The 19,485-nt window shown below is 69.2% G+C and carries 18 protein-coding genes; 9 read left to right on the top strand and 9 right to left on the bottom strand.

Annotated features, from left to right (window positions below; all coding sequences use genetic code 11):
- Position 1: 1 nt before the first annotated feature.
- Together CAP38_RS12310 and CAP38_RS12305 are read right to left on the bottom strand one after the other, a co-directional pair.
- Positions 2-1,399, bottom strand: coding sequence for an aminopeptidase P N-terminal domain-containing protein (locus tag CAP38_RS12310; protein ID WP_086121690.1), 1,398 nt, complete (start codon positions 1,397-1,399; stop codon positions 2-4).
- 26 nt (positions 1,400-1,425) lie between these two features.
- Entirely contained in the window at positions 1,426-2,193 is a 768-nt protein-coding gene (locus CAP38_RS12305; protein ID WP_256924440.1) for a nucleotidyltransferase family protein, read from the bottom strand.
- 132 nt (positions 2,194-2,325) lie between these two features.
- Here CAP38_RS12305 and tkt point away from each other — a divergent pair, with 132 nt between their 5' ends.
- The 4 genes from tkt (at position 2,326) to CAP38_RS12285 (ending at position 7,074) form a co-directional block, all read left to right on the top strand.
- Positions 2,326-4,383, top strand: coding sequence for a transketolase (gene tkt / locus CAP38_RS12300; RefSeq protein WP_086121688.1), 2,058 nt, complete (start codon positions 2,326-2,328; stop codon positions 4,381-4,383).
- A gap of 39 nt (positions 4,384-4,422) precedes the next feature.
- Positions 4,423-5,421, top strand: coding sequence for a type I glyceraldehyde-3-phosphate dehydrogenase (gene gap / locus CAP38_RS12295; protein ID WP_086121687.1), 999 nt, complete (start codon positions 4,423-4,425; stop codon positions 5,419-5,421).
- A 112-nt stretch (positions 5,422-5,533) separates the two neighbouring features.
- Positions 5,534-6,172 carry a TetR/AcrR family transcriptional regulator gene (locus CAP38_RS12290; protein ID WP_086121686.1) on the top strand — a complete coding sequence of 213 codons (639 nt, stop codon included), beginning with the start codon at positions 5,534-5,536 and terminating at the stop codon, positions 6,170-6,172.
- Complete coding sequence (locus CAP38_RS12285) at positions 6,169-7,074, top strand: alpha/beta fold hydrolase (RefSeq protein WP_086121685.1); 906 nt, start codon at positions 6,169-6,171, stop codon at positions 7,072-7,074. Before CAP38_RS12290 ends, CAP38_RS12285 begins: the two co-directional genes overlap by 4 nt.
- Here CAP38_RS12285 and CAP38_RS12280 read toward each other — a convergent pair.
- The 3 genes from CAP38_RS12280 to CAP38_RS12270 are packed head-to-tail and all read right to left on the bottom strand — an operon-like array spanning position 7,050 to position 9,115.
- Positions 7,050-7,799 (bottom strand): SPOR domain-containing protein, encoded by a 750-nt coding sequence (locus tag CAP38_RS12280; RefSeq protein WP_086121684.1) that lies wholly within the window; start codon positions 7,797-7,799, stop codon positions 7,050-7,052. The genes CAP38_RS12285 and CAP38_RS12280 overlap by 25 nt on opposite strands.
- On the bottom strand, positions 7,793-8,575 hold the full coding sequence (locus CAP38_RS12275) for a biotin--[acetyl-CoA-carboxylase] ligase (RefSeq protein ID WP_086121683.1): 783 nt from the start codon (positions 8,573-8,575) through the stop codon (positions 7,793-7,795). Before CAP38_RS12275 ends, CAP38_RS12280 begins: the two co-directional genes overlap by 7 nt.
- An 18-nt stretch (positions 8,576-8,593) precedes the next feature.
- Positions 8,594-9,115: an SET domain-containing protein gene (locus tag CAP38_RS12270; RefSeq protein ID WP_143435824.1), complete on the bottom strand. Its 522-nt coding sequence runs from the start codon at positions 9,113-9,115 to the stop codon at positions 8,594-8,596.
- A 100-nt stretch (positions 9,116-9,215) separates the two neighbouring features.
- On the opposite strand from CAP38_RS12270, the gene CAP38_RS12265 reads away from it, so the two are divergent.
- Together CAP38_RS12265 and CAP38_RS12260 are read left to right on the top strand one after the other, a co-directional pair.
- Positions 9,216-12,170, top strand: coding sequence for a DNA topoisomerase III (locus tag CAP38_RS12265; protein WP_086121682.1), 2,955 nt, complete (start codon positions 9,216-9,218; stop codon positions 12,168-12,170).
- 19 nt (positions 12,171-12,189) lie between these two features.
- The gene (locus tag CAP38_RS12260; protein WP_086121681.1) at positions 12,190-12,837 is read left to right on the top strand and encodes a glutathione S-transferase family protein; all 648 of its coding nucleotides are present in this window, start codon (positions 12,190-12,192) and stop codon (positions 12,835-12,837) included.
- Here CAP38_RS12260 and CAP38_RS12255 read toward each other — a convergent pair.
- The 3 genes from CAP38_RS12255 to CAP38_RS12245 all read right to left on the bottom strand — a co-directional run bounded on the left by CAP38_RS12255 (position 12,822) and on the right by CAP38_RS12245 (position 15,498).
- Entirely contained in the window at positions 12,822-14,207 is a 1,386-nt protein-coding gene (locus tag CAP38_RS12255; RefSeq protein WP_086121729.1) for a sensor histidine kinase, read from the bottom strand. The genes CAP38_RS12260 and CAP38_RS12255 overlap by 16 nt on opposite strands.
- 79 nt (positions 14,208-14,286) lie before the next feature.
- On the bottom strand, positions 14,287-14,961 hold the full coding sequence (locus CAP38_RS12250; protein ID WP_086121680.1) for a response regulator transcription factor: 675 nt from the start codon (positions 14,959-14,961) through the stop codon (positions 14,287-14,289).
- 48 nt (positions 14,962-15,009) lie between these two features.
- Positions 15,010-15,498, bottom strand: a complete 489-nt coding sequence (locus tag CAP38_RS12245; protein WP_086121679.1) for a MarR family winged helix-turn-helix transcriptional regulator — start codon at positions 15,496-15,498, stop codon at positions 15,010-15,012.
- A gap of 128 nt (positions 15,499-15,626) precedes the next feature.
- Here CAP38_RS12245 and recA point away from each other — a divergent pair, with 128 nt between their 5' ends.
- Together recA and recX are read left to right on the top strand one after the other, a co-directional pair.
- The gene (gene recA / locus CAP38_RS12240; protein WP_086121678.1) at positions 15,627-16,748 is read left to right on the top strand and encodes a recombinase RecA; all 1,122 of its coding nucleotides are present in this window, start codon (positions 15,627-15,629) and stop codon (positions 16,746-16,748) included.
- An 18-nt stretch (positions 16,749-16,766) separates the two neighbouring features.
- A complete protein-coding gene (gene recX / locus CAP38_RS12235; protein ID WP_086121677.1) occupies positions 16,767-17,216 on the top strand; it encodes a recombination regulator RecX in 450 nt (149 codons plus the stop codon).
- On the opposite strand, the gene argC is transcribed toward recX, so the two are convergent.
- A complete protein-coding gene (argC, locus tag CAP38_RS12230; RefSeq protein WP_086121728.1) occupies positions 17,217-18,140 on the bottom strand; it encodes an N-acetyl-gamma-glutamyl-phosphate reductase in 924 nt (307 codons plus the stop codon).
- Between the two features lie 169 nt (positions 18,141-18,309).
- Between argC and sucC the strand changes: the two genes are divergently transcribed.
- Positions 18,310-19,473, top strand: coding sequence for an ADP-forming succinate--CoA ligase subunit beta (gene sucC / locus CAP38_RS12225; RefSeq protein WP_086121676.1), 1,164 nt, complete (start codon positions 18,310-18,312; stop codon positions 19,471-19,473).
- Positions 19,474-19,485 lie beyond the last annotated feature (12 nt).

The raw sequence follows: 19,485 nt of genomic DNA, 5'->3' as shown, positions 1-19,485 counted from the left end.
GTCAGCCGCGCATGAGCGCTTCGATCTCGTCGGCCTTGACCGGCACGTCGCGCGTGATGAGCTCGCAGCCCTCGGGCGTGACCACCGCGTCGTCCTCGATGCGGATGCCGATGTTCCAGAACTCGCTGGGCACGCCTTCGGCCGGCCGCACGTACAGACCCGGCTCGATGGTCAGGACCATGCCGGGCCGCAGCACCCGGCTGGGCCGGTCGCGGATGGTCTCGCCCGACAGCGGGTCGCGCCGCTCGCTGACCGTGCCGAGCTCGGCGGGCTCCACGTAGCTGCCGCAGTCGTGCACGTCCATGCCCAGCCAGTGGCCGGTGCGGTGCATGTAGAAGGCGAAGTAGGCGCGGCTCGCAATGACGTCCTGCGCGTTGCCGACCTTGTTGCCATCGAGCAGGCCCAGGTCCAGCAGGCCCTGGGCCAGCACCGCCACGGTGGCCTCGTGCGGATCGACAAAGCGCATGCCGGGCCGGGTGGCCGCCACGGCGGCGTCCTGGCTGGCCAGCACGAGGTCGTACAGCGCGCGCTGCGGGCCGCTGAAGCGGCCGTTGGCCGGGAAGGTGCGGGTGATGTCGCTGGCATAGCCGTCGAGCTCGCAGCCGGCATCGATCAGCACCAGCTCGCCGTCGCGGATGGGGGCGGCATCGGCCCGGTAGTGCAGAACGCAGGCATTGGCGCCGGCCGCCACGATGCTGCCGTAGGCCGGGTACTGCGAGCCGTGCTGGCGGAACTCGTGCAGCAGTTCGGCGTCGAGGTGGTATTCGCGCACGTCCTGGCCGGCGCGCAGCATGGCAGCGCTCTTCTGCATGGCGCGGATGTGGGCCCGGGCGCTGATCTGCGAGGCCCGGCGCATGATGGCCAGCTCGTGCGCGTCCTTGATCAGCCGCATCTCGTCGAGCACGCCGCACAGGTCGTGCTGCGTCTGCGGGCACAGCGCACCGAAGCGGACCCGGGCGCGCACCTGGCGCAGCCAGCCCTCCACGCGGACCTCCAGCCCTTCGTGGGTGGCAAACGGGAACCACACGGCACTGCGGTTCTCCAGCAGGCGGGGCAGGCGGCGGTCGAGTTCGTCCACCGCGAAGGCTTCGTTGACACCCAGCGCGGCGGGCGCGGCCTGCGGGCCCAGACGGATGCCGTCCCAGATCTCGCGCTCCAGGTCCTTGGGCTGGCAGAACAGCGTGCTGTGGCCTTCGGCGGTGATCACCAGCCAGGCGTTGGGCTCGGTGAAACCGGTGAGGTAGTAGAAATAGCTGTCGTGCCGGTAGAGGAAGTCGCTGTCGCGGTTGCGCGGACGTTCCGGTGCAGTGGGCACGACGGCGATGCCGCCGGGACCGAGCTGGGCCGCCACGCGGGCGCGGCGTTCGGCATACAGGGCGAAGTGGGGGGTGGCGTCCATGGGCCGGATTGTCGGCCCATTTCGGTTCACATGTCCGGTGCGGTGGCGTTGAGTTCGGCCAGCCGCTCGGGCGTTCCGACATCGGTCCAGGCGCCGTCGAAGCGGCTCGCCGTCACCCGGCCGGCGTCCATGGCCCGGCGCAGCAGCGGTGCCAGCGGTGCGGCCGTGCCCTGGGGGTTGCCCGGGTGGATGTCGCACCAGGGCGGCTCGAACAGGGCGCGCCGGTACAGGCCGAAGGTGCTGTAGGTCAGGCGGGTGCCGTCGGGGCCATCGCCGTTGAGGGCGCGGCCTTGCGCATCCAGCCCGAAGTCGCCCCGGGGGTTGTGCGGCGGATTGGGCACCAGCCACAGGTGGGCCAGCGCATCCCCGGCGGCAAAACGGGCCACCGCCTGCGGGTCGAAGGCAAAGCCGGGGGCGTACACGTCGGCCGCCAGCACCCAGAACACCTCGTCCAGCAGCGGCAGCGCCCGCGAGATGCCGCCGGCGGTTTCCAGCGCATAGCCGAAATCGGTGCCTTCGTCGGAGATCTGCAGCGCCACACCCGGGTGCCGCGCCTGCCATTGCCGACAGTGCATGCCGATCTGTTCACCCAGCCAGGCGGTGTTGACCACGAAGCGGGTCACGCCGCCGGCGGCCAGGGCGTCCATGGGCCACTGCATCAGCGGCCGGCCGTGCACCTGCAGCAGGGGCTTGGGTGTGTGGTCGGTCAGCGGTCGCATGCGCATGCCGCGGCCGGCGGCCAGCACCATGGCGCAAGGGGCGGGCACAGGGCTGCTGGGCAAGGGTGGGGGCATGGGCGGCGGCTGGGCAGGACGGTGGGTTCGATTATGGGTGGCAGCCCGGCCCGATAAAATCCCGGTTTTTCGCGACCGCCGGCCCCGGCGGCCCCGCCGCTGCCCGAGCGGCCCTCCTCATCCGATGCCGCCATGACCGACGCCCTCCCCACCGCCCCCGTCTCTGCCCAGACCCAGGCCAATGCCATCCGGGCCCTCGCCATGGACGCGGTGCAGGCCGCCAACTCGGGTCACCCCGGCGCGCCCATGGGCATGGCCGACATGGCCGTGGCGCTGTGGGGCCGTCATCTGCGCCACAACCCGGCCAACCCGCACTGGGCCGACCGCGACCGCTTCGTGCTGTCCAACGGTCACGGCTCCATGCTGATCTATGCGCTGCTGCACCTCACCGGCTACGACCTGCCCATCGGCGAGCTGAAGAACTTCCGCCAGCTGCACAGCAAGACCGCCGGCCACCCCGAGGTGGGCATCACCCCCGGCGTGGAAACCACCACCGGCCCGCTGGGCCAGGGCATCACCAACGCCGTGGGCATGGCGCTGGCCGAGAAGCTGCTGGCGTCCGAATTCAACCGCGACGGCCATGCCATCGTGGACCACCACACCTATGTGTTCCTGGGCGACGGCTGCCTCATGGAAGGCATCAGCCACGAAGCCATCGCGCTGGCCGGCGCCTGGAAGCTCAACAAACTGATCGCGCTGTACGACGACAACGGCATCTCCATCGACGGCCAGGTCACGCCCTGGTTCATCGACAACACCGCGCTGCGTTTTGCCGCCTGCGGCTGGAACGTGATCGGCCCCATCGACGGCCATGACGCCGACGCCGTGGAGCGCGCCATCGCCGACGCACGCCGCCATGCCGACGGCCCGACCATCGTCATCTGCAAGACCCACATCGGCAAGGGCAGCCCGAACCGCGCCAATACCGCCAAGGCCCACGGCGAGCCGCTGGGCGCCGCCGAGATCGCACTGACCCGCGAGGCCCTGGGCTGGAGCCATGCGCCGTTCGAGGTGCCGGCCGAGGTGTACGCCGCCTGGGACGCCAAAGCCAAGGGCCAGGCCGCCGAGCAGGCCTGGAACGAGCGCTTTGCCGCCTACCAGGCCGCCTTCCCCGAGCTGGCCGCCGAGTTCACCCGCCGCATGAAGGGCGAGCTGCCGCGCCACTTTGCCCAGACTGCCGTCGACGCAGCCGTGGCCGCCCACACCAAGGCCGAGACCGTGGCCAGCCGCAAGGCCAGCCAGATCGCGCTGGAGCATTTCACCGCCGCGCTGCCCGAGCTGCTGGGCGGCAGCGCCGACCTCACCGGCTCCAACCTCACCAACACCAGCCACACCCCGGCCCTGCGCTTCAACCTGGCCGGTGACGTGCAGCGCAACGAGGCCGGCCAGCAAGGCCGCCACATCAACTACGGTGTGCGCGAGTTCGGCATGGCCGCCATCATGAACGGCGTGGCCCTGCACGGCGGCTACATCCCCTACGGCGGCACCTTCCTGACCTTCAGCGACTACAGCCGCAACGCCATCCGCATGGCCGCGCTGATGAAGCAGCGCGTCATCCATGTGTTCACCCACGACTCCATCGGCCTGGGCGAGGACGGCCCCACCCACCAGTCCATCGAGCATGTGGCCAGCCTGCGCCTCATCCCCAATCTGGACGTCTGGCGCCCGGCCGACACCGCCGAGACCGCCGTGGCCTGGGCCGTCGCGCTGCAGAACGCCAGCCGCCCCAGCGCACTGTGCCTGTCGCGCCAGAACCTGCCCTACGCGCCCAAGTCCGACCTGTCGGACATCAGCAAGGGCGCCTACGTCCTGTCCGAGCCGGCGCATGTGGGCCTGAAGAAGAAGGCCCAGGCGGTCATCATCGCCACCGGCTCCGAGGTGCAGCTCGCGCTCAAGGCGCAGGAGCGGCTGGCCCGCGAGCACAAGGTGGCGGTGCGCGTGGTCTCCATGCCCAGCACCAGCGTGTTCGACCGCCAGACCGTGGCCTACAAGAAGTCGGTGCTGCCCGCCGGCCTGCCGCGCGTGGCGGTCGAGATGGGCTCCACCGACGGCTGGTGGAAGTACGGCGTGTCGGCCGTGGTCGGCATCGACACCTACGGCGAATCGGCCCCGGCGCCGGTGCTGTTCCAGCACTTCGGCTTCACCGAACAGAACGTGGCGGACACGGTGCGTGCCGTGCTCGCGAAGTGATCAACCCCCTTTGAACCACCCCTCCAGGAGAGACCCGACATGACCATCAAGATCGGCATCAACGGCTTCGGCCGCATCGGCCGCAACGTGCTGCGCAGCGCCATCCAGAATTTCGCCGACATCGAGGTGGTGGCCATCAACGATCTGCTGGAGCCCGACTACCTGGCCTACATGCTGCAGTACGACAGCGTGCATGGCCGCTTCAAGGGCACGGTCAGCGTCGAGGGCAACACCCTCATCGTCAACGGCAAGAAGATCCGCCTGACTCAGGAACGCGATCCGTCCAACCTGAAGTGGAACGAGGTTGGCGCCGACGTCGTCATCGAGTCCACCGGCCTGTTCCTGGACAAGGCCACCGCCCAGAAGCACCTGGACGCCGGCGCGAAGAAGGTCATCCTGTCGGCCCCCAGCAAGGACGACACCCCCATGTTCGTGTACGGCGTCAACCACGACACCTACAAGGGCGAGGCCATCATCTCCAACGCTTCGTGCACCACCAACTGCCTGGCCCCGATCGCCAAGGTGCTGCACGACAAGTGGGGCATCAAGCGCGGCCTGATGACCACGGTGCACGCCGCCACCGCCACCCAGAAGACGGTGGACGGCCCGTCCAACAAGGACTGGCGCGGCGGCCGCGGCATCCTGGAAAACATCATCCCCAGCTCCACCGGCGCCGCCAAGGCCGTGGGCGTGGTGATCCCCTCGCTCAACAAGAAGCTCACCGGCATGTCCTTCCGCGTGCCGACCTCCGACGTGTCGGTGGTCGACCTGACGGTGGAGCTCGACAAGCCCGCGACCTACGACGAGATCAAGGCCGAGATGAAGGCCCAGTCCGAGGGCGCGCTCAAGGGTGTGCTGGGCTACACCGAGGACAAGGTGGTGGCCACCGATTTCCGCGGCGACACCCGCACCTCCATCTTCGACGCCGATGCCGGCATCGCGCTGGACGGCACCTTCATCAAGGTGGTGAGCTGGTACGACAACGAGTGGGGCTACTCGAACAAGTGCCTGGAGATGGTTCGCGTCGTCGCCAAGTAAGCACCCGCCAACTTTGTGATGCAAAGGCGCCTTCGGGCGCCTTTGTCGTTTCCGTGACCGGCCCATCACCGACCGGCTTGACACTAGACCGACCGGTCTATAGATTTGCGCCATGTCGCCCGAAACACGCCCTCCTGCCGCCGCCGCGCCGACCCCCGGCACGCGCGACCGCCTGATCGCTGCCATGACCGATGCCCTGCGCCGGCGGGGCTACCACGGCACCGGCCTGTCGGACATCCTGCAGCAGGCCGGTGCGCCCAAGGGCGTGCTCTACCACCACTTTCCGGGGGGCAAGGCCGATCTGGCGGTGGCCGCCATCGAGCAGGTGGTCGACCGCATGGAAACCGGCCTCGACCAGCTGCTGGCCCGCCAGCCCGACCCGCTGCAGGCCACGCGGCAGTGGCTTCAGGCCGCCACCGGACGGCTGCAGGCCAGCGATTTCGAGAGCGGCTGCCCGCTGGCCACCATCGCACTGGAAACCACGGCGGCCGACACCGCGCTGCGGCAGGCCCTGGCCCGCGCCTTCGACCGCCTGCGCCGGCGGCTGGCTCAGGCGCTAACGTCGGCCGGCCACGACACGTCCCGGGCCGACGCCCTGGCCGCCCTGATCGTGTCCGCCTACGAAGGCGGTCTGCTGCAGGCACGGGTGGCGCACAGCACCGATCCCCTGAACCGCGTCACCGATGCCCTGCTCGACCTGCTGGCACCCGTCGCGCGACCCGATTCCCCCGCCACCGGAGCCACCCCATGAACCCGACCGACACACCCGGCGAACGCCTCACCCTGCTGGCCGCCGACGGCTACGCCATCGCTGCCACCCGCTACCGGCCTGCGCAACCGCATCCCCGCCGGCCGGCACTGGTGGTGGCCGGCGCCACCGCCGTGCCGCAGGGCTTCTACCGGCGGTTTGCGGAGCACGCGGCGGCACGCGGTTACGACACCCTCACCCTGGACTACCGGGGCATCGGCCTGTCGGCTCCCGACACCCTCAAGGGCTTTCGCATGGACTACCTCGACTGGGGCCGGCTCGATCTGGCGGCCGGCGTGGCGGCCATGCAGAAGGAAGGGCGGCCGGTGGTGCTGGTGGGCCATTCCTACGGTGGCCATGCCCTAGGGCTGCTGCCCGACCCAAGCCAGGTCACGGCCGCCTGGACCTTTGCCACCGGCGCCGGCTGGCACGGCTGGATGCCGCCGCTCGAGCGCCTGCGGGTGCTGTTCATGTGGCGGGTGCTGGGGCCGCTCATGACCCGCCGGGCCGGCTACCTGCCCTGGAGCAAGCTGGGGATGGGCGAGGATCTGCCCCTGGACGTGTACCGCCAGTGGCGCGACTGGTGCCGCCACCCGCGCTATTTCTTCGACGACCCGGCCATGAAGCCGGTGACCGAGCGCTTCGACGCGGTGCGCTTTCCCATCGTGGCGGTCAATGCACTGGACGATGCCTGGGCGCCACCGGCCTCCCGGGATGCCTTCATGGCCGGCTACCGCCAGGCCCCGGTGCGCACGGTCACGGTCGATCCGCGGGGCAGCGGCATCGGCCCGGTGGGCCATATGGGCTATTTCAGGCCCCAGGCCCGGGCGCTGTGGAACGACGCACTGGACTGGTTCGACGGCGTGCTGGCGCAGCCCCGTCAGCCCGCGCAGGCCGTGAGCTGACGGTTGCCGATCGCCGGACCGAGCGACTGGATGCGATCGCGCTGGCTGGCGGTGATGGCCGGCAGGCGCAGGCTGAAGCTGGTGGACGCTGCCCGCTCCTGGGCCACGCGTGCGGTCTTCACCCCCTTGCGCACCACCTGCTGCAGCGCGGTCTGGGCCGCTGCCTCGCTGGAGAAGGTGCCCAGCGACAGACCGGGCGCCAGGCCGGTGGTGGCGACGTCGCGGAACTCCACCCCCAGCTCCCGCAGCTCGGCCTTCTTGGCGCTCACCTGTGCGGCGTTGTCGTAGCGCCCCATGTAGACGATCCAGCGGCCGGCACTGGCCACCTCGCTCAGGCGCCAGCCGCTCTCGGGCAGCTCCATGCGCCGCAGCTCGGCCCGCAGCCGATCGGCCTGGGCCGCATCGAAGCCGCCCGCCTCGAAGCAGGCAGTGGCTTCGGATGCCGACGCAGCGGCGGCGGAGACCGGTGCAGGCGCAGCGCTGGGCGCTTCCGGGGGCGCGGCGGCGTCGGCCACCGCCACCGGCGGTGCGGTCGACAGGGTCGGTGCGGGCGCGGTTCGCGGGCCGTTGAGCAGGCGCACGGCCTCGGGCCGCAACTGCTGCTCCACCCGCTGGGGCTCATGCGCCGACCGGGGCGCCAGTCCCCAGGGGGCGAGCCAGCCGGTCTGCCAGGCATAACTGCCCAGGTTGGCCAGCACCAGCAGGATGACGAGCGCCCTCAGCATGGCCGCACGCTCACTTCGGCGCTGCTGACCTCGCGCAGGCCCTGGGCCGTCATCACCCGCAGGCTGCCGTCGGGACCCACACCCTGTCCGGTGCCGAGGGTGCCGTCGGAGAGCACCAGTTCGCGGTCGCGCAGCGCGTCGCGCGCCGCAAAGCGGGCGGCAAACGCGCCGAAGCCCAGGCTGGCGAAGGCCAGCAGGTCGTTGACCAGCGCAGGCGCCACGGCTTCCAGGGCCTCGCCGTCGGTGAGGCCCATGCGGCACTCGGCCAGCCCGGCCGGCTGCACCGGCGGGAGTGCTCCACCCGCCGACAGCACCGACGCCGGAGGCCGGGCGATGTTCAGTCCCACGCCCACGATGACCATGCGTGCGGCGCCGGGTGCCTCACCGGCACTGGCGGTTTCCACCAGGATGCCGCCGGCCTTGCGGCCGTCCAGCCAGAGGTCGTTGGGCCATTTGAGGCGCAGATCGGGGTGCAGCGATTCGGCCAGGCTCACCCCCACCACCAGCGACAGGCCGGACCAGTCGGCCGGCGCCAGGGGCAGGCCGAGCGAGAACGCCAGGGAATGACCGGGCGGGCTGGACCAGGACTTGCCCAGGCGGCCGCGGCCGGCGGTCTGTTCCTGGGCCACCAGCAGCACCGGATCCTGCAGGCCGCTGCGCGCACGGCGCATCAGCTCGCTGTTGGTGGAATCGATGGTGGGCAGCAGCTCGACCGTGAAACCGGGCAGCACCGGTGCGATGGCTTGCCAGACGGATTCGAGGTGCGCCGTGAGCATGTCGCGCCGGGCGGTGGGTCAGCCGAGGCGGGTGGCGCGCCCGCCGCGCCTGGGGGCCAGCAGGGTGCCCCGGCATTTCGGTGCGCCGCACCAGCAGGGGTACTGCTTCTTGAGCGCGGGGGTGAGGGGTTCGTCGATCACCAGGCCGTAGTCGTAGAACAGCTCTTCGCCGGCCGGGATGTTGCGCCTGGCGCGGATGAACACCCGGCCGTCTTCCACCTCGGCCTCGCAGTTGGGGTTGCAGCTGTGGTTGATCCAGCGCGCCGAATTGCCGCCGTACTTGGCATCGATGACGTGGTCTTCGTCGATGTGGAAGTAGAAGGTGTGGTTGGGGTCGGTCGGGTCGTGCGGGTGGCGGTCGAGTGCCTCGGCCCAGGTGATGACCTCGCCCACATACTCGATGAGGGTTTCGCCCTCGGCCAGATCGACCAGCGCGTACACCCCGCGACCGTGCACACCGGAGCGTCGGACCTGGATGCGCCGCACCGGGGCGGAGGCTTTTGGCTGGCGCGCCGAGGGCTTTCCGGGGCTTTTCGTCACGGTCGGAGTTTTTGGTAAGGTTGTTTCATGCAGGTGCGCGCGTGTGTGTGCGCACCCACGAGCGCGCCTGCGTGTGCGCGCGGAAAGCCGGATTGTAGAGATGAAAACCCCTGGTTCGACCAAGACACTGGTCATTGCCGAGAAGCCGTCGGTGGCGCAGGACATCGTGCGTGCGCTCACGCCGGTGGCCGGCAAGTTCGACAAGCACGAGGACCACTTCGAGAACGAGCAGTACGTCGTGACCTCGGCCGTGGGCCACCTGGTGGAGATCGCTGCGCCCGAGCAGTTCGACGTCAAGCGCGGCAAGTGGAGCTTTGCCCACCTGCCGGTGCTGCCGCCGTATTTCGAGCTCAAGCCGATCGACAAGGCCAAGTCGCGCCTGAACGCGGTGGTGAAGCTGGCCAAGCGCAAGGATGTGGGCACCCTCATCAACGCCTGCGACGCGGGCCGCGAGGGCGAGCTGATCTTCCGCCTGATCGAGCAGTACGCCGGCGGCCTGAAGAACGGCCAGTACCAGGGCCTGGGCAAGCCGGTGCAGCGCCTGTGGCTGCAGTCCATGACGCCGGCGGCCATCCGCGAAGGCTTCGAGCAGCTGCGCAGCGACGCCCAGATGCGCGGGCTGGCCGATGCGGCCCGCAGCCGTTCCGAGGCCGACTGGCTGGTCGGCATCAACGGCACCCGGGCCATGACCGCCTTCAATTCGCGCGACGGGGGCTTCTTTCTCACCACGGTGGGCCGGGTGCAGACGCCCACGCTGTCCATCGTGGTCGAGCGCGAAGAAAAGATCCGCGCCCACAGGGCCCGCGACTACTGGGAGATCCACGCCAGCTTCCTGGCCGAGGCCGGCGAGTACCCGGGCAAGTGGTTCGACCCGAACTTCAGGAAGCCCGCCGGTGACGATGCCGACCCCGACCAGCGGGCCGATCGCCTGTGGGACCACCGCGAAGCCCTGGCCATCGTGGAGGCCGTGCGCGGCAAGGCCGCCAGCGTGACCGAGGAGCGCAAGCCCACCACCCAGGCCAGCGGCCTGCTCTACGACCTGACCAGCCTGCAGCGCGAGGCCAACGGCCGCTTCGGCTTCTCGGCCAAGACCACGCTGCAGCTGGCCCAGAGCCTGTACGAGCGCCACAAGGCCCTGACCTACCCGCGTACCGATTCGCGCGCCCTGCCCGAGGACTACCTGCCCACCGTCAAGCAGACCTTCGAGATGCTGGCCGACAGCGGCATGAAGCACCTCGCGCCGTTTGCCCTGACCGCGCTCAACAACGGCTACATCCGCCCCAGCAAGCGCATCTTCGACAACAGCAAGGTCTCGGATCACTTCGCCATCATTCCCACGCTGCAGGCGCCCAGCGGCCTGTCGGACGCCGAGCAGAAGCTCTACGACCTGGTGGTGCGCCGCTTCCTGGCGGTGTTCTTCCCCAGTGCCGAGTTCATGGTGACCACCCGCATCAGCCAGGTGCTCAACCACCACTTCAAGACCGAGGGCAAGGTGCTGGTCAAGCCGGGCTGGATGGCGGTCTACGGCAAGGAAGCCGCCGAGGACGTGGCCGATGCCAAGGACGGCGACAAGGGCCAGAACCTGGTGCCGGTGCGCGAGGGCGAGACGGTGCGCACCGAGTCGGTCGAGGCCAAGGGCCTCAAGACCCGGCCGCCGGCCCGCTACAGCGAAGCCACGCTGCTCGGCGCCATGGAGGGTGCCGGCAAGCTGGTGGACGACGACGAGCTGCGCGAGGCCATGCAGGAGAAGGGCCTGGGCACCCCGGCCACGCGTGCCGCCATCATCGAAGGTCTGCTGACCGAGAAGTACATGCTGCGCGAGGGGCGCGAGATCATCCCCACCGCCAAGGCCTTCCAGCTCATGACGCTGCTGCGCGGCCTGGAGGTGGAAGAACTCTCGCGTCCGGAGCTCACCGGCGAATGGGAATACAAGCTGGCCCAGATGGAGCAGGGCCAGCTCAGCCGCGAATCCTTCATGGCCGACATCGCCGCCATGACCGAACGCCTGGTGAAGAAGGCCAAGGAATACGACCGCGACACCGTGCCGGGCAACTACGCCACGCTGCAGTCGCCGTGTCCGAACTGCGGTGGCGTGGTGAAGGAAAACTACCGCCGTTATGCCTGCACCGGTGCCGATGGCAACAGCGAAGGCTGCGGCTTCTCGTTCACCAAGTCGCCGGCCGGCCGCACCTTCGAGATCGACGAGGCCGAAGCCTTCGTGCGCGACCGCCACATCGGCCCGCTGGAAGGCTTCCGTTCCAAGGCGGGCTGGCCCTTCGTGGCCGAGATGGTGCTCAAGTTCAGCGAGGACGACCGCAACTGGAAGCTGGAATTCGACTTCGGCGACGACAAGCGCGAGGAAGAGACCGGCGAGCTGGTCGAGTTCACCGCCAGCGAGTCGCTCGGCGCCTGCCCCAAGTGCGGCGGCGCGGTGCACGAGCATGGAGCCAACTATGTGTGCGAACGCGCCGTGCCCACGGCGCAGCAGCCCACCCCGAGCTGCGACTTCAAGAGCGGCAAGGTGATCCTGCAGCAGCCGGTGGCGCGCGAGCAGATGAGCAAGCTGCTGGCCACCGGCAAGACCGACCTGCTGGACAAGTTCGTGTCGATGCGCACGCGGCGTGCCTTCAAGGCCTTCCTGGCCTGGGACAAGGAGGCCGGCAAGGTGAACTTCGAGTTCGAGCAGCGCGAGAGCAAGTACCCGCCGCGCAAGACCGCCGCACGCCCGGCCGCCAAGGCAGCACCCGTCAAGAAGGCGGCGGCTGCCAAGAAGGCCCCTGCCGCAAAGAAGGCCGCCGCACCCAAGGCACCGCGCAAGACCACGGCTGCCACCGGCAAGCAGCCCAGCGCCGCCCTGGCGGCCGTCATCGGCGAAGGCCCGGTGTCGCGCCCCGAGGTGGTCAAGAAGCTGTGGGACTACATCAAGGCCAACGGCCTGCAGGACGCCGCCGACAAGCGCCGCATCAATGCCGATGCCAAGCTGCGCCCGGTGTTCGGCAAGGACGCGGTGACCATGTTCGAGATCGCTGGCCTGGTTGGTCAGCACCTGGAATGAGCTTCAACGGAGACAAGCCATGAGCCTCAAACTGTTTTACGCCCCGGGCGCCTGTTCCTTCGTGCCCCACGCCGCCCTGGAGCTGGCCGGTGCCACGTTCGAACCGATGCTGGTCAAGCTGCACAAGGGCGAGCAGCGCGCGCCCGAGTACCTGGCCCTCAACCCGCGCGGCCAGGTGCCGGTGCTGGTGGACGGCAGCGACGTGGTCACCCAGATCCCCGCCATCGCCCTGCACATCGACAGCCTGTTCCCCTCGGCCGGTCTGCTGCCGGCCGGCGGCATGGCGCGCACCCGCGCGCTGCAGACCCTCATGTGGATGAACAACACGGTGCACCCCACCTTCACCCATGTGTTCATGCCGCAGAAGTTCACCGCCGACGAAGCAGCCCAGAAAGCGGTGCGCGAGCACGCCGCGGTGGCCTACCAGGGGCTGCTGCAGGAGATCGAGACTCTGGCCCAGGCCGCCTCGCCCTGGCTGGCCGGTGCCCAGCCCGGTGTGCTCGATGCCTATGCCCTGACCCTGCTGCGCTGGGGCGGCTATGCCGGCATCGATCCCACCACCCTGCCCGCCACCTGGGACCTGGCCCAGCGCTTTGCCGCCCTGCCGGCGGTGGCCCGTGCCATCGAACGCGAGCGGCTGCAGCTCAACGTCTACAAGCCGGCCTGAGTCTCGTCGGCCTTCGGCGGGAACTTCACCGACACCCGCAGGCCGCGCTGGGCGCGCTCGGGGTGGCTGTCTTCCATGTGCACCGTGGCGCCGTGCTGCTGGGCGATCTCCTGCACGATGGCCAGGCCCAGGCCTGAGCCGTCCACATTGGTGCCCAGGGCCCGGTAGAACGGCTGCATGACCAGATCGCGCTCGTTCTCGGGCACGCCCGGCCCGTTGTCCTCCACCTGCAGCACCTGCACGCCGCTGAAGCGGTCGGCCAGCACCCGGGCGGTCACCACGCCGCCACGCCCGCAGTAGGCCAGCGCGTTGTCCACCAGGTTGCGCACCATCTCCTGCAGCAGCACCGGGTTGCCCATGGGGTGCAGTTCGGGCGGCATGTCGTCCGGGCCCTCGTAGCCCAGGTCGATGTCCGCTTCCAGGGCCCGGGGCACCGAGTCCTGCACCACCGTCTGCACCAGCCGCGCCAGATCGATGCGCGCGCTGGGCAGGGCGCGCCCGGTGGATTCGGCCCGCGCCAGCGCCAGCAGCTGGTTGACGGTGTGGGTGGCGCGCGCGCTGGAGCGCGAGATCTGCTGCAGCGAGCCGCGCAGCTCGCGCGGGTCGGTCTCGCGCTGGGCCAGTTCGGCCTGCATGCGCAGGCCGGCCAGCGGCGTCTTGAGCTGGTGCGCCGCATCGGCCAGGAAGCGGCGCTGGGTGGTGAGCGAGGCCTTCAGGCGGGTGAGCAGGTCGTTGATGGACGACACCAGCGGCGCCACCTCCTGCGGAATGAAGGATTCCTCGATCGGGCTGAGATCGTCGGGCCGGCGCGCGCGGATGCGCTGCTCCAGCTCCGACAGCGGCCGTATGCCGCGCACCAGCGCCAGCCACACCAGCAGCACCGCCAGCGGCAGGATCACGAACTGGGGGACCATCACGCCCTTGATGATCTCGTTGGCCAGGGTGGAGCGCTTGCCCTTGGTCTCGGCCACCTGCATCAGCACCGGCCCGGCCGTGTCGTTGCGGTCCAGCCAGGTGTAGGCCACACGCACCTCGTCGCCACGCACCACGTCGTCGCGCAGCAGCACGCGGCCCGGTCCGGGGGCGGGATCGTCCTGCGGGGGCGGGAAATCCCCCTCGCCGCTGACCAGCCTGCCCCGGGCATCCACGACCTGGTAGTACACCAGATCGCTGTCGTCGGCCCGCAGCAGGTCACGCGCCTGGTTGTTGAGCACGAACATCACGCGGCCGTCGTTGTTGACCACCAGCTGGGTCAGGGCCTGCAGGTTGAATTCGAGGGCCCGGTCGAAGGGCTTGCTGGCAATGCCCTGGGCCACGAACCAGGTGAGCGCCAGCGACAGGGGCCACAGCAGCAGCAGTGGCGTGAGCATCCAGTCCAGGATCTCGCCGAACAGGCTGCGCTGCTCGCGCTGGAACAGACCGAAGCCGACCGAGACGGCCCGCTCCGGATCAGCCGGGGATTTTTTCAAGGCAGTAGCCCAGACCGCGCACGGTGGCGATGCGGATCGGGCCCTTCTCGATCTTCTTGCGCAGCCGGTGGATGTAGACCTCGATGGCGTTGTTGCTCACCTCTTCGCCCCATTCGCACAGGCGCTCGACCAGCTGGTCCTTGCTGACCAGGCGGCCGGCCCGCTGCAGCAGCACCTCCAGCAGCCCCAGCTCGCGGGCCGAGAGTTCGACCATCTTGCCGTCGATGGTGGCCACGCGGCCGGCCTGGTCGTATTCCAGCGGGCCGTGGCGGATGGTGTTGGTGGTGCCGCCCATGCCGCGCCGGGTCAGGGCCCGCACACGGGCTTCGAGTTCCTGCAGGCTGAACGGCTTGGCCATGTAGTCGTCGGCGCCGTAGTCCAGGCCCTTGACGCGTTCCTCGATGCTGTCGGCGGCCGTGAGGATCAGCACCGGCAGCTGCGAGCCGCGCGAGCGCAGCCGCTTGAGCACCTCCAGCCCGTGCAGGCGGGGCAGACCCAGATCGAGGATGAGCAGGTCGAACTCGTTGTTGGTCATGAGCGCCGCGTCGGCCTCGGCGCCGCTGGCCACATGGTCCACCGCCGCACCGGCGGCGCGCAGGCTGCGCAGCAGCCCGTCCGCCAGCACCTGGTCGTCTTCCGCAATCAGTATCCGCATGCCTGTCTCCTGGCTTTTGGGTTCGATTCTAGGGTGCCCCCCGGGGTGTCAGGTGCGTGCGTAGGCTTCCAGCCCCAGGCTCACGACGGTCGCCACGTCGGGGCCGACCTGGCTTCTGAACTCTGCTTCGGTCTGCGCCACCGCCCGCCGGAAGGCATCCAGCCACAGCAGCCCCGCCGCCGTGAACACGATGCGCCGTGCGCGCCGGTCCAGCGGGTCGGGCTCCCGCCGCACCAGGCCCCAGGCCTCGCACTGCGTCACCAGATCCCCCATCGCCTGCTTGCTCATGCCGGCGTGGGCGGCCAGATCGGTCAGGCGCGAGCCGCGCAGCGACAGGTGCCGGGTGATGTGCACATGCGCTGCGCCCACCTGGTCGCGCTCGGCCAGATGGGCCAGCGCCAGCGGCACCTCGCCGTCGCTGGCCATGAGCTGCAGCACCCGGGCATCGAAGCGGCGCATGGCCTCGCCCAGCAGGCGGCCCAGATGCCCACCGCGCCAGCGGTCGTCGGGCCCGGTGGGCGGGGGGTGCAGATCCATGGCCGCGAATGGTAAGGCAAACTGACCAAAAAATCATGATTTGGAAAAGTATTCGCCGCTACACTCCTGTTCACCCATCCAGTGCTGGATGCAACCCCACCCACCAGGAGCCTCGCATGGACACCGGAATGAAAGCCAACAACCCCCTGAATGCCGAAAAGGCCAAGGCCCTGCAGGCAGCCCTCGCCCAGATCGAAAAGCAGTTCGGCAAGGGCACCATCATGCGGCTGGGCGAAGGCGAGGCCATCGAGGACATCCAGGTCGTGTCCACCGGCTCGCTGGGCCTGGACATCGCGCTGGGTGTCGGCGGCCTGCCGCGCGGCCGGGTCATCGAGATCTACGGTCCGGAATCCTCCGGCAAGACCACGCTCACCCTGCAGGTGATTGCCGAGATGCAGAAGCTCGCCGGCACCTGCGCCTTCGTGGACGCCGAACACGCGCTGGACGTGCAGTACGCCCAGAAGCTGGGTGTCAACCTGCCCGACCTGCTCATCTCCCAGCCCGACACCGGCGAGCAGGCGCTGGAAATCGTCGACTCCCTGGTGCGATCCGGCGCGGTCGATCTGGTGGTCGTCGACTCGGTGGCCGCGCTCACGCCCAAGGCCGAGATCGAGGGTGAAATGGGCGACCAGCTGCCCGGCCTGCAGGCCCGCCTCATGAGCCAGGCGCTGCGCAAGCTCACCGCCACCATCAAGAAGACCAATTGCACGGTGATCTTCATCAACCAGATCCGCATGAAGATCGGCGTGATGTTCGGCAGCCCCGAAACCACCACCGGCGGCAACGCGCTCAAGTTCTATGCCTCGGTGCGCCTGGACATCCGCCGCACCGGCACCATCAAGAAGGGCGAAGAGGCCATCGGCAACGAGACCAAGGTCAAGGTGGTCAAGAACAAGGTCAGCCCGCCCTTCAAGACGGCCGAGTTCGACATCCTGTTCGGCGAAGGCATCAGCCGCGAGGGCGAGATCCTCGACCTCGGCGTGCTCAACCGCGTGATCGAGAAGTCGGGAGCCTGGTACGCCTACAACGGCGAGAAGATCGGCCAGGGCCGCGACAACGCCCGCGAGTTCCTGCGCGAGAACCCCGACCTGCGGGTGGAGATCGAGAACAAGGTCCGTACCGAACTCGGCGTGCCGCTGCTGCCGGTGGACGGTGGCGCGGAGGAGCCGGCCGCGCCGGCTGCCCGCAAGTCCAAGGCCAAGGCCGACGCCAAGGCCGACGCCAAGGCCGACGCGGAAGTCGCGGAGTAAGCCTTCCACGATCGCCCGGTGGGTTTCCAGACGCTCTCGCTCAAGGGCCGGGCCCTGCGCCTGCTGGCCGGCCGCGAGCATTCGCGACCCGAACTGCAGCGCAAGCTCGCCGCGCACGAAACCGAGCCCGGCGAACTGGCCCGGGTGCTCGACGAACTGGAGGCCAAGGGCTTCATCAGCGAGCAGCGGGTGGTGGAGTCGGTGGTGCACCGGCGCGCCGCCCGCCTGGGCACGGGCCGGGTGAAGCAGGAGCTGCAGGCCAAGGGCGTGAGCCCCGAGGCCATGGCGGCGGCCGTCGAGGCCTTGCGCCACACCGAGGTGGATCGTGCGCGTGAGGTCTGGCGCCGGAAGTTTGGCGAGGCAGCGCCCGATGCCGCCGGGCGGGCGAAGCAGATGCGTTTCCTGGCCTCGCGCGGTTTCGGCACCGAGACCATCCGCCGCGTGGTCAGCGGCGCCGACGACGACTGATCACAGCCCCAGCATCAGCTGCAGGTTCTGCACGGCCGCTCCGCTGGCGCCCTTGCCCAGGTTGTCCAGCCGGGCGATCAGCACCGCGTGCCGGTGGGCCTCGTTGGCAAACACCCGCAGTTCCAGCCGGTTGGTGTCGTTCAGCGCGGTGGCATCGAGCTTGCCGTTCTCGGTCGCCGGCAGCACCTGCACCCAGCCACCAGCAGCTGCGCTGTCGGCGTAGTGACGGGCCAGTGCGTCGTGCAGGTCGGCGGCCTTCGGGCGGCCGGGCAGGTCGTCCAGGTGCAGCGGCAGCTGCACCAGCATGCCCTGGCGGAAATTGCCCACCGCCGGAATGAAGATGGGCCGTCGGGTCAGGCCGGTGTAGCGCAGGATCTCGGGCAGGTGCTTGTGCGACAGGCCCAGCGCATAGGCTTCGAACAACGGGGCCTGACCGGCCTCATAGGCTTCGATCATGGTGCGTCCGCCGCCCGAGTAGCCGCTGACCGAGGGCAGGGCGAGCGGGAAGTCGGCCGGGATCAGTCCGGCCTGCACCAGGGGGCGCAGCAGCGCGATGGCACCGGTGGCGTAGCAGCCCGGGTTGGCCACCCGGTCGGCCTGCTGCACCGCCTCGCGCTGGCCCGCCGCGAGCTCGGGGAAGCCATAGACCCAGCCCGGCGCGCAGCGGTGGGCGGTGGAGGCGTCGATGATGCGTGGCTTGCGTCCCGGCAGGCTGTCGATCATGGCCACCGACTCGATGGCTGCGTCGTCGTGCAGGCACAGGATCACCAGGTCGACCCCGGCCATGAGCTCACGCTTGGCGTCCGGGTCCTTGCGACGGGCCGGGTCGATGCTGACCAGCTCCACCCCGCTCATGCCCTGCAGCCGTTCGCGGATCTGCAGTCCGGTGGTGCCGGCTTCGCCGTCGATGAAAACCTGGGCCATGTCGCGCTCCATGTCAGTTGGGTTTCAGGCGCGTGGCCATAATTACGGCCGGGAACGCGACCCGGTTTGGTGCAACGCACCATGATACAGTCCCCGGTTGCTCACCCGAGCCCCGTCCCCGGCCACCCTCGCCGCGCCGGACATCTGACCCATCCTTGAGAGAGAACTCATGAAGATTCACGAATACCAGGGCAAGGACATCCTGCGCCAGTTCGGTGTGCCGGTGCCGCGTGGCATCCCGGCCTTCACGGTGCAGGAAGCGGTGGAAGCCGCCCAGAAACTCGGCGGCCCGGTCTGGGTGGTCAAGGCCCAGATCCACGCCGGCGGCCGTGGCAAGGGGGGTGGCGTCAAGGTGGCCAAGAGCATCGAGCAGGTCAAGGAACTGGCCGGCCAGATCCTGGGCATGCAGCTCAAGACGCACCAGACCGGCCCGGAAGGCCAGAAGGTCCGCCGCCTCTACATCGAGGACGGCGCCGACATCCAGAAGGAGTACTACCTGTCCGTGGTGACCGATCGCGGCACCCAGAAGGTGGCCTTTATTGCCTCCAGCGAAGGCGGCATGGACATCGAGGAAGTGGCCCACGCCACGCCCGAGAAGATCGTCAAGGTGTTCGTCGATCCCGCCACCGGCCTGACCGCTGCCCAGGGTGACGAGCTGGCAGCCGGCGTGGGCATGCCCGCCGACTCCAAGGCCCAGTTCATCGATGTCTGCCAGAAGCTCTACAAGTGCTACATGGACACCGACGCCTCGCTGGTGGAGATCAACCCCCTCAACCGCGACGGCAAGGGCAACATCATCGCCCTGGACGCCAAGTTCAACTTCGACTCCAACGCCCTGTTCCGCCACCCCGAGATCGTGGCCCTGCGCGACCTGGACGAGGAAGACCCGGCCGAGATCGAGGCCTCCAAGTTCGACCTCGCCTACATCAGCCTGGACGGCAACATCGGCTGCCTGGTCAACGGCGCCGGTCTGGCCATGGCCACCATGGACACCATCAAGCTGTTCGGCGCCGAGCCGGCCAACTTCCTCGACGTGGGCGGCGGTGCCACCCCCGAGAAGGTGACCGAGGCCTTCAAGATCATGCTCAAGAACGACAAGGTCAAGGCGATCCTGGTCAACATCTTCGGCGGCATCATGAAGTGCGACACCATCGCCACCGGTGTGATCACGGCCTGTCGTGCCGTGAACCTGAGCGTGCCGCTGGTAGTGCGCATGAAGGGCACCAACGAAGAGCTGGGCAAGAAGATGCTGGCCGAGTCGGGCCTGCCCATCATCAGCGCCGACACCATGGCCGAAGCCGCTCAAAAAGTGGTTGCCGCCGTCAAAGCCTAAGCCCCGGAGAAG

This window comes from Hydrogenophaga sp. IBVHS2 (genome assembly GCF_002127215.1).
Classification (GTDB): Bacteria; Pseudomonadota; Gammaproteobacteria; order Burkholderiales; family Burkholderiaceae_C; genus Hydrogenophaga.
The sequence above is the reverse complement of the archived record's forward strand: the minus strand, read 5'-3'. Positions and strand labels throughout refer to the sequence as shown.